This window comes from Dickeya oryzae (assembly GCF_009372235.1).
GTDB lineage: Bacteria > Pseudomonadota > Gammaproteobacteria > Enterobacterales > Enterobacteriaceae > Dickeya > Dickeya oryzae.
Map to the genome: position 1 here is coordinate 271159 of NZ_ML762920.1, position 8039 is coordinate 279197.

Sequence of the window (8039 nt, forward strand, 5' to 3'; positions counted from 1 at the left end):
GGACCGGTATAGACAACCGCCGCCTCAGTGTGTGCCTACCCTGCTGGCTCACGCCGTCAACGTGCTGCCAGAACGCCGCCAATAGCAATCAGCACGGGGATTCCCGTGCCGGGCCGATGGAAAGATTTTGTTGCAGCTCACGCACCCGCTGCGCCAGCGCGCTCAGGCTTTCGTCCTCCATACCGTAGTGATTCAGCTCCTGTTCCAGCGCGAACAGATACTGGGCATTGGTACCGAGCGGCCCGCTGGCGCTGGCAATCAATGGCGCGATGCTCTGAATACAGGTATCCGCTTCCAGCAATGGATGTTCCGGGTTGGTGACAAACACCAGCGCGGTAATCGGCTCCCCGTTCTGACAGCGTAACTCACACCACAATGGCCGGTAACAGCCGGTCAGCATTTCGCGCTTCCACAGCAGTTCCAGCTCGTCACGCAGCGTCGTTTCAGGCAACCGATAGGCCAGCCCGGTCGTTTCACCTCCCGGTTTCAACCCCAGCATGCGGCCGGGCTGACTGTGCGTACCGCGCCCTGCGGTAAGACGCAGACAAAAGGTACGATGCCAGCCGTGAAGCGTTGCCACACAGACTTCTTCGGCATCAAACACCGGGTTCCACATCAACGAGCCATAGCCAAACACCCAGACAGGGCTTTGATCGGGGCGGGATGCCAACGTACACGCCAGAGAAGCCTCTCGCTGCTGAGGCGTTAGCAGCAATGATTCGTCAATTTTTCCAAACGAGGTTTTACAATCCGCTTTCTGCAAGAAATCACGCGTCAACACTACCTACTGCCCTCACTAAAACGATTTTACTGCGCGGCTGCACCGCCTTGTCTATTCTGGCCGATTATCAACCCTATAATCAACGCAGGCATTGCTTATTTCTACGGCAAAATATCGTTAATCTTTACCAGAATTATCATAAAGCCGATGAGCCATTAAGAACGGTAAGAAAATGCAATGGCAACAAGGTGGAATAGCCACGCCTTAGGCGATATCTCGCCTGACCACCGCAGCATGCAGTGTCGCCGTCTCAGGCATGGCCTGCGAAATTTCTCCAGCAATAGATACCGGGCCTGCCGCCCGCTACACAGCCTGCCGATTCATGAATAAATGGTGCTCACACCTTAGTTATCCTCGATTAATCCTGGAAATAGCTATGTATAGAAAGATAAAGTGCGTTATTCTTTGGTAAAGATAGTCAACAAAATAAACAAAACCCTTTATTATTAGTAATATAAATATCAAATAATAAAAATCTTGACTCATTTTCATTTTTTTAAGTTACTGCACTCTTTCAGCAATAATTCGATGCCAACATTAGCGGCACGGCAGAGAAAACATTCAGGTAAGCCCCGTCGACGATGGCCTGTGCCAGCCATACCTTGTCGGCAGCGATAAATGCCCGGATACCACCTCAGCATGGATTTCCGAACGCATCGTTTTTCAAGCATATTGCTTGCAGGGAGCCGTGTTTTCACGACATGTATTATCACGATGACATTTATTATCACGATGACATGTATTGTCGCGATATGTTGCTTTCACCACATTCTGTTTGTAGACGATATCTGTTTTCAGACGGTATCTGTTTTCAAGCGCTATATAAGGAGACCCGATCATGCCGACATCCACTGACGCGGTGAAAACCCGTCATCACGAATATACCTTGATTTTTCCCCTGCTGGCGTTGCTGGTGCTCATGCTATGGGGCGATAGTCACAGCCTGCCCGCCATGGTCGGCATCAATCTGCTGGCGTTGGTCGGGATCCTCGCCAGCGCATTTAGCGTGGTGCGCCATGCAGATGTGCTGGCGCATCGTCTGGGTGAGCCCTACGGGTCGCTTATCCTCAGCCTGTCAGTCGTCATTCTCGAGGTTAGCCTGATTTCAGCACTGATGGCGACCGGGGACGCAGGCCCGACGCTGATGCGCGACACCCTCTACTCCATCATTATGATCGTCAGCGGTGGTTTGGTCGGTTTCGCCCTGTTGCTCGGCGGGCGAAAATTCGCCACGCAGTACGTTAATCTGGGCGGCATCAAGCAGTACCTGATGGCTATCTTTCCGCTGGCGGTGCTGGTGTTGGTGTTCCCTGCCGCCCTGCCTGACGGCAATTTTTCTGTGGTGCAATCCATTATTATCGCGCTGATCTCAGCCGTGATGTACGGCGTCTTCCTGCTGATTCAAACCCGTACGCATCAAAGCCTGTTTGTTTATGAGCACGAAGATGAGGGCGATGACGGCGACCCACATCACGGCAAACCTTCCGCACACAGTTCTGCCTGGCATGCCGCCTGGCTGCTGGTCCACCTGGTGGCGGTCATTGCTGTTACCAAAATGGACTCCCCGCAGCTGGAAGGGCTGCTGGAGGCCATGAACGCCCCGTCCCAGTTCACCGGTTTTCTGGTCGCGCTGCTGATCCTCTCGCCGGAAGGTCTGGGGGCAATTACCGCCGTACTGCGTAATCAGGTGCAACGTGCAATGAACCTGTTCTTTGGTTCCGTGCTGGCAACCATTTCGCTCACAGTCCCCGCCGTGACGTTGATAGCCACCCTCACTGACCGGACGCTGCATTTCGCCCTCGATTTGCCCCACATCGTGGTGATGCTATCGGTACTGATCTTGTGCCAGATTTCGTTTTCTACCGGTCGTACCAATGTGCTCAACGGTAGCGCCCATTTGGCACTGTTCGTGGCGTACCTGATGACCGTCATGCTGTAAGCGCACCACCGTTCCCGCTGTGCCGGTATCGACGACGTATACCGGCGCAGGCCGCCACGGATGGGCGACGATGAGCGGCATTGTGGCACGGCCTCAGTCGCGACACATTTACCCCGAAAAACCCTTTCTATTGATTTATCGCTGGATCTGCGCCAAAAAACAGGCGTATGGTATCGACTTTGGACTGTGTCCTACCGTGGTGGCTGCGTTTTTTATTCCCGTTTTTCAGGCAACCACCGCAGGCGGCACACGCCCTGGCCGTGACGGGCCGCTGTCGACCCGCCTGTTTTTCATTGTTTGGTTCTTGCTTTCCATGAAATCACACCGAATTAACGGTATCAGACCGTTCAGCGCGCTGATTGAAGCCTGCTGGCGAGAAAAGTACACCTTATCGCGTTTTACCCATGATGTTATCGCTGGCATTACTGTCGGTATTATCGCCATCCCACTGGCAATGGCGTTGGCTATCGCCAGCGGCGTGCCACCGCAGTACGGGCTTTACACCTCGGCGGTTGCTGGATTGCTGATCGCCATCTGCGGCGGTTCACGCTACAGCGTATCGGGGCCGACAGCCGCGTTTGTGGTCATTCTCAACCCGGTGTCGCAACAGTTTGGTCTTTCCGGGCTGCTGGTCGCCACTCTGCTCTCTGGGGTCTTTTTACTGCTGATGGGGCTGTGTCGGCTGGGGCGACTGATTGAATACATCCCGTTGCCGGTCACGCTGGGCTTCACGTCGGGTATCGCCATTACCATCGCCACCATGCAGGTAAAAGACTTTTTTGGCCTGACGATGGCGACGGTGCCAGAGCACTATGCCGCCAAAGTTGCGGCGCTGGCGCTGGCGATGCCCACACTCAATATCGGCGATACCCTTATCGGTGCCACGACACTGCTGGTATTGATAGTCTGGCCCCGACTCGGCGTTCGCCTGCCGGGGCACCTCCCGGCTCTGCTGGCTGGCACCGCCGTGATGGGGGTGCTGTCATCGTTTCATATCGAGGTCGCCACCATCGGCTCGCGTTTTAGCTACCTGTTGGCCGATGGCAGTCACGGGCAAGGGATCCCGGCTATCCTGCCGCAGTTTGTCCTGCCGTGGAACATCCCCGCGCCGGATGGTCACACCATGGCGCTGAGCTGGCAAAGCTTGTCCGAACTGCTGCCTGCGGCATTTTCGATGGCGATGTTGGGTGCCATTGAATCGTTGCTGTGCGCTGTCGTACTGGATGGGATGACCGGTCGCAAACACCACCCCAGCAGCGAACTGCTGGGCCAGGGCATCGGCAACATGGTGGCTCCGTTCTTTGGTGGCATTACCGCGACGGCGGCGATCGCCCGCTCAGCAGCAAACGTGCGTGCGGGAGCGACCTCGCCTATCGCTGCGGTGATCCATGCCTTGCTGGTATTGCTGTCTTTGCTGGTGCTGGCCCCCTGGCTGTCTTATCTGCCGCTCTCCGCCATGGCGTCGTTGCTGCTGCTGGTAGCCTGGAACATGAGCGAGGCGCACAAAGTGCTCTATATCCTGCGCCGGGCACCACGCGACGATATCCTGATATTGCTGTTGTGCATGGGGTTAACTGTTCTGTTTGATATGGTGATCGCCATTACGGTCGGTATTGTGCTGGCCTCATTGCTGTTTATGAGGAATGTGGCGCGCATGACCCGACTGAGCGAACTGCCCGGCACCGTGGCAGACCAGCGGCTGGTGCTGCGAATCAACGGCCCGTTATTCTTTGCGGCCGCAGAACGCTTGTTTACGGAACTGATGGAGCGTGCCGAGCCTTATCCAACCATCATCCTGCAGTGGGATGCGGTCTCGGTGCTGGATGCGGGCGGCCTTAATGCATTCCGCCATTTTGTGGAATTGTTACCGCCGGAAAAACAGTTGATTCTTACCGATATCCCGTTTCAGCCGCTTAAAACACTGGCTCGGGCGAATGTGACACCGATTGCCAACCGGCTGGGATTCTACGCGACGCTGGAACAAGCGCTGGCAGAAACCCAAGCCCAGCACGACTCGCTCAACGCCTGACAACCGACCGGCCTTCGCATTGCGCGAGGCCGGTTTTTCCTCACAAGTTAAAAAGCAAATTTAAGTTAAAAAGCAAATTAGCAAAATTCGGCTGACGCCACGGAATGCACCGAAAGGCATTCCGCCTGCTGGCTCAACACCAGTTCGTAGCCGCGACACGCACGCTCGATTATCTGCAACTGCTCGCCAGACAACGCATACGGTAACTGGATATCCAGCTCCGTCACCCCATGTTGGCACGCCAGTGTAATCAACCGGGAAAGATTGGTTTCATCGCTGGCCTGAGTGGACAACACCTGCATCGCCAGCTCCAGCAGGTCATCTTTCCCCGTGGCACCGGTCATTCCCGCCGCCATGGAAGATTTAGTCACCATACCAAAAATAGGCATCACACCATATAACGCATCAACAAAACGCCAGCGCTTGCGGCACAGCGCACCGAGGTACGCCGTGTAATCAATACACATCCTTTCCGAGGAGCCCGCAGGCCCAGCGTGAGCCTCTTCCATCCCTTCTCTCCTTTACGCCAGGCGACCATTGCCGTCGCGCCGTTCATATCAACCATTACAACGTAAAAAGGATTAATAAGGTATAGTATCTCTAACAATTGTAGAGCTATACGGCAAAAGCTGGGGCTTTTCTGCTGGCAATGCGATCCAGCGCACCCTACGCTTTCGCCGTCGCTTCCATGCTGTCGCATGAACCATAATACGCGTACTGTTGTGAGTAGAATGTCATGTATAAAGTTGTTTTTGTTGAGGATGATCCGGAAGTTGGCAAACTGATTGCAGCCTATCTGGGCAAACATGATATTGATGTGCGTATTGAGCCTCGTGGTGATAACGCACTGGCCTTCATCGAAGAACAACAACCCGACCTGGTGTTACTGGACATCATGTTGCCCGGTAAGGACGGCATGACGATTTGCCGTGAACTGCGCCCGCAATATACCGGCCCGATCGTGCTGCTCACCTCGCTCGACAGCGACATGAACCACATTCTGTCGCTGGAGATGGGGGCCGATGACTATATCCTGAAGACCACACCGCCTGCGGTTCTGCTGGCACGTCTGAGATTACATTTCCGTCAATACGCCGCCACACCGCAACCTGTCGTTGAGAGGAACACCCCAGAAAAAGCACAGGTGCAGGTGCATAAATCGCTGCATTTCGGCCTGCTGTGTATCGACCCGGTTAACCGCGACGTCACGCTGGCGGATGAAAATATTCCGCTTTCCACGTCGGACTTCGATTTACTGTGGTTACTGGCCACCCACGCCGGGCAGATCATGGATCGTGAAGCGTTGCTCAAGGCGTTGCGTGGCGTCAGTTACGACGGTATGGACCGCAGTATCGATGTGGCGATTTCCCGTCTGCGTAAAAAGCTCTACGACAACGCGCTGGAGCCGGTGCGTATCAAAACCATCCGTAACAAAGGCTACCTGTTCGCCCCGAATGCCTGGGAGACCCTCACGCCATGAAAAAACTGTTTATTCAGTTCTTTCTACTGCTGTTTGCCAGCTTTCTGGTGATGACCCTGCTGGTCGGGTTGGTGTACAAAGTCACGGCGGAGCGCGCCGGTCGGCAATCGATGGACGACCTGATGAAAAGCTCGCTGTACCTGATTCGCAACGAGTTACGCTCCATCCCCCCCAGAGAGTGGCACAAAACCATCAACCAGATGGATCTCAATTTGTCGTTCAAGTTACATATTGAGCCCATCAATAAATATCGGCTCAGTACGCTGGCGCAACAGCGGCTGATTCAGGGTGAAATCGTCGCGTTGGATGACGAGTACACCTTCATCCAGCGTATTCCGCGCAGCCATTATGTGCTGGCAGTCGGCCCCATCCCCTACCTGTTCTTCCTGCATGAAATACGTCTGGTCAATTTACTGTTTCTGGCGTTAATCGGGTTGTCGCTGGCGCTACCGGTATTCTTATGGATGCGCCCACACTGGAAAGCGATGTTACGGCTGGAAAGCGCGGCACAACGGCTGGGCGACGGGCATCTGGAAGAGCGTACCCATTTTGATAATACCTCCAGCCTGTTTCGCTTAGGTGTGGCATTCAACCGTATGGCCGATAACCTCAACCAATTGATTACCAGTAAGAAACAGCTTATCGACAATATTGCCCATGAGCTGCGCACCCCGCTGGTTCGGTTGCGTTACCGGCTGGCGATGAGCGACAACCTGACCGATGACGAGCAGGAAGCCATCAACCGGGATGTCGGCCAACTCGAAGCGCTCATCGACGAACTGCTGACCTACGCCCGTCTTGACCGGCCGCAGGTGACGCTGCATCTCGAAGAGATCGACCTGTCGCAATGGCTGCAAAAACGGGTCGATGATTTTCGACTGGTGCACGATGACAAACTGATTGAACTGGATGTCGCGAGCGGTAACCAGTTCGGCTATGTCGACCTGCGCCTGATGGAGCGGGTACTGAATAATCTGGTCAATAATGGTTTACGCTTCTGCCAACAACGCCTGCGAGTCGGGTTGACACTCGATCAGCAGACCGCGTGTCTGCAAGTGGAAGATGACGGGCCAGGTATCGCGCCGCAAGACCGTGAGCACATTTTCGAACCCTTCATCCGTCTGGAGGCGGGCATCGAAAACAGCAGCGGCGGTTGCGGTCTGGGGCTGGCCATTGTTCACGCCATCGTGCGTGCTTACAACGGCACTATCGACGTCGACAGCAGCCCGTTGGGAGGCGCTCGTTTCCTGTTCCGCTGGCCGATTGTCACCACTAAACCTGCATCAAATTCTTCGTCTGCAAACCTTGTACAATCCGTTACACGCGGAAACCAAACACTCACAGATCGTTAGCGTAGCTTATCTTATGCTTCAGCCATCGGCCCACCCTGGGGCTTGAAATGTGAACGGGATAATGAGGAATTTACGATGAAGAAATTTTTAGTGTTGATCGCAGGTGCGGCTCTGGGTCTGTCCTCTGTAGCCTTCGCAGCTGGCACCACTGCTGCTCCGGCTAACGCCCCGGCAACTGCAGCCGCTCCGGCTAAAGCGGATACCGCGAAAAAACCGGTGAAAAAAGTTGAGAAGAAAAAAGCGGCTCAGAAAGCTCAGGCTGCTAAAAAGCACAAAAAAGTAGCCAAGAAAAAAGCCCCGGCTGCTCAGAAAGCCCAGGCTGCCAAAAAGCACAAAAAAGTAGCCAAGAAAGCCCCGGCTGCTCAGAAAGCTCAGGCTGCTAAAAAACACAAAAAAGTAGCTAAGAAAGCCCCGGCTGCTCAGAAAGCCCAGGCTGCCAAAAAACACAAAAAAGTAGC

Annotated in this window: 7 protein-coding genes; 5 read left to right on the top strand and 2 right to left on the bottom strand. The window is 54.6% G+C overall.

Features of this window, described 5'->3' with window-relative positions:
• Positions 1-88 precede the first annotated feature (88 nt).
• Complete coding sequence (locus FAZ14_RS01195) at positions 89-781, bottom strand: gamma-glutamylcyclotransferase (RefSeq protein ID WP_016942424.1); 693 nt, start codon at positions 779-781, stop codon at positions 89-91.
• An 838-nt stretch (positions 782-1619) separates the two neighbouring features.
• On the opposite strand from FAZ14_RS01195, the gene chaA reads away from it, so the two are divergent.
• On the top strand, positions 1620-2720 hold the full coding sequence (chaA, locus tag FAZ14_RS01200; protein WP_016942425.1) for a sodium-potassium/proton antiporter ChaA: 1101 nt from the start codon (positions 1620-1622) through the stop codon (positions 2718-2720).
• A gap of 313 nt (positions 2721-3033) precedes the next feature.
• Positions 3034-4749, top strand: a complete 1716-nt coding sequence (gene dauA / locus FAZ14_RS01205) for a C4-dicarboxylic acid transporter DauA (RefSeq protein ID WP_029456463.1) — start codon at positions 3034-3036, stop codon at positions 4747-4749.
• Between the two features lie 77 nt (positions 4750-4826).
• Here dauA and FAZ14_RS01210 read toward each other — a convergent pair whose 3' ends face one another.
• Positions 4827-5258, bottom strand: coding sequence for a hypothetical protein (locus tag FAZ14_RS01210; RefSeq protein WP_016942427.1), 432 nt, complete (start codon positions 5256-5258; stop codon positions 4827-4829).
• A 227-nt stretch (positions 5259-5485) separates the two neighbouring features.
• On the opposite strand from FAZ14_RS01210, the gene rstA reads away from it, so the two are divergent.
• The 3 genes from rstA to asr all read left to right on the top strand — a co-directional run.
• Positions 5486-6229 carry a two-component system response regulator RstA gene (gene rstA, locus FAZ14_RS01215; protein ID WP_016942428.1) on the top strand — a complete coding sequence of 248 codons (744 nt, stop codon included), beginning with the start codon at positions 5486-5488 and terminating at the stop codon, positions 6227-6229.
• A complete protein-coding gene (gene rstB / locus FAZ14_RS01220; protein WP_016942429.1) occupies positions 6226-7581 on the top strand; it encodes a two-component system sensor histidine kinase RstB in 1356 nt (451 codons plus the stop codon). Before rstA ends, rstB begins: the two co-directional genes overlap by 4 nt.
• A gap of 75 nt (positions 7582-7656) precedes the next feature.
• A partial coding sequence (gene asr, locus FAZ14_RS20245; protein WP_235914430.1) for an acid resistance repetitive basic protein Asr occupies positions 7657-8039 on the top strand: 383 nt, incomplete at its 3' end.

Coding starts and splice junctions, on each gene's coding strand:
- chaA (WP_016942425.1), top strand. CDS start 1,620: ATGCCGACATCCACTGACGCGGTGAAAACCCGTCATCACGAATATACC.
- dauA (WP_029456463.1), top strand. CDS start 3,034: ATGAAATCACACCGAATTAACGGTATCAGACCGTTCAGCGCGCTGATT.
- FAZ14_RS01210 (WP_016942427.1), bottom strand. CDS start 5,258: ATGGAAGAGGCTCACGCTGGGCCTGCGGGCTCCTCGGAAAGGATGTGT.
- rstA (WP_016942428.1), top strand. CDS start 5,486: ATGTATAAAGTTGTTTTTGTTGAGGATGATCCGGAAGTTGGCAAACTG.
- rstB (WP_016942429.1), top strand. CDS start 6,226: ATGAAAAAACTGTTTATTCAGTTCTTTCTACTGCTGTTTGCCAGCTTT.